Here is a 1,588-nt window from a genome sequence, read left to right on the forward strand (position 1 = left end):
CCTGCCCGACGCCCCCACCCCGCCGCCCTTGCCGCCACCGCTCCAGACGGCCGCGCCCGTGCCCCCCGCTGCCACCGCCGCGCCGCGCAGCGGCCTGTCCGGCTGCGCGATCATGGCCATCGTCGGCACCATCGTCGGCGTGCTGCTGGTGGCGTTCCTGGGCATCGCCGCGGCGATCGCCCTGCCCGCGTACCAGGACTACCTGGCACGCGCGAAGGTCGCGCAGGCGCTCGACCACCTGGCGCCGCTGAAGGACCAGATCGCCGCCTTCAATGCGCAGGAGCACCGCTGCGCGGTCAACGGCGACACCGGCTTCGGCGCACCGCAGAGCTATGCCGGCGACACCATCGCGCAGGTGCGGGTCGGCCGCTTCGACAACGGCCACTGCGGCCTGGAAGCCACCCTGCACCTGCCCGGCACCAAGCGCCTGGATGGCAAAGCGCTGTGGCTGGACTACGATGAGCGCACGTCCGCCTGGAACTGCAGTTCCGACCTGGACGATCGCGTTCTGCCGGTCCACTGCCGCGGCGGCTGACCGGCGCACCGTTTTCGACTGCAACTCCCGGGGAACAGAATGACTGAGTGGTACTACGCCGACGCAGCGCAGCAGCGCCATGGGCCGCTAGCGGCCGCCGACCTGCAGCAGCGCTTCCAGCGCGGCGAGATCGGATTGTCCACCCTGGTCTGGCGCGAGGGCCTGAGCGAATGGCGCACCCTGGCCGAGTTCGTCGACGAACTCGGCCTGACCCAGGCGCCGGCGCCGGCGATTGCCCCGATCGAGGTTGACCGAGAGACTCCTCCTCCGCCCCCGGCCGCGACCGTCCCCGACGCCTGGACTGCGCCCGCGCCGGCCGTGGCGGCGTCGCCCTACGCGGCGCCCAGTGCCGTGCTCGACGGTGGCGCGCGGGTGGTCGGCGGCGGCGAGGTGGTGCAGGCCGGTTTCTGGAAACGCGTGGCCGCCTACCTGATCGACGCGTTCCTGGTCGGCATCGTCGCCAACGTGATCCAGTTCGTGGTGATGCTGGGCTTCTTCGGGATCACCGGCTTCGGCAAGCAGCCGGACTTCAGCACCGCCGCCGGCATCGTCATGCTGCTCATGCTGTACCTGCTGCCGATGGCGATCGCGGCGCTGTACTACGGCCTGTTCCACGCCTCCACCAAGCAGGCCACGCTGGGCAAGATGGCGGTCGGCATCAAGGTGGTGCGCACCGACGGCAGCCGCATCACCGTGTCCCGCGGCGTGGGCCGCTACTTCGGCTTCATGCTGAGCAGCCTGACCCTGGGCATCGGCCTGCTGATGGCGGCCTTCACCGAGCGCAAGCAGGCCCTGCACGACATGCTCTGCGACACCCTGGTGGTGGACAAGTGGGCCTACACCGACCACCCGGAATGGCAGCAGCGCAAGCTGGGCACGGTCACGGTGGTGATCCTGGCCCTGTTCGGCCTGCTGTCGGCGGCGGCGCTGCTGGTGGTGGCGCTGGCGATCGGCGTGGCCGCCAAGGGCGGCTGGCACTGAGTCCGGCGGGCTCCGGGAACCCCGCCGCCGCCCGCGCGCCTGCCCGGCCGGCGGGCGCCGGCTTGACAGCGG

General features: G+C 71.7%; 2 protein-coding genes. Both read left to right on the top strand.

Annotated features, from left to right (window positions below):
• Positions 1-535 (top strand): pilin (locus D183_RS0117865; protein WP_017910200.1); only part of this gene is annotated, 535 nt, incomplete at its 5' end.
• 39 nt (positions 536-574) lie between these two features.
• Complete coding sequence (locus tag D183_RS0117870; RefSeq protein ID WP_017910201.1) at positions 575-1,516, top strand: RDD family protein; 942 nt, start codon at positions 575-577, stop codon at positions 1,514-1,516.
• Positions 1,517-1,588: the final 72 nt, after the last annotated feature.

Source organism: Xanthomonas sp. SHU 199, assembly GCF_000364665.1.
Taxonomy (GTDB): domain Bacteria; phylum Pseudomonadota; class Gammaproteobacteria; order Xanthomonadales; family Xanthomonadaceae; genus Xanthomonas_A; species Xanthomonas_A sontii.

Bases quoted from the DNA above. Each gene is read 5' to 3' on its own strand.
- D183_RS0117870 (WP_017910201.1), top strand. From the start codon at position 575: ATGACTGAGTGGTACTACGCCGACGCAGCGCAGCAGCGCCATGGGCCG.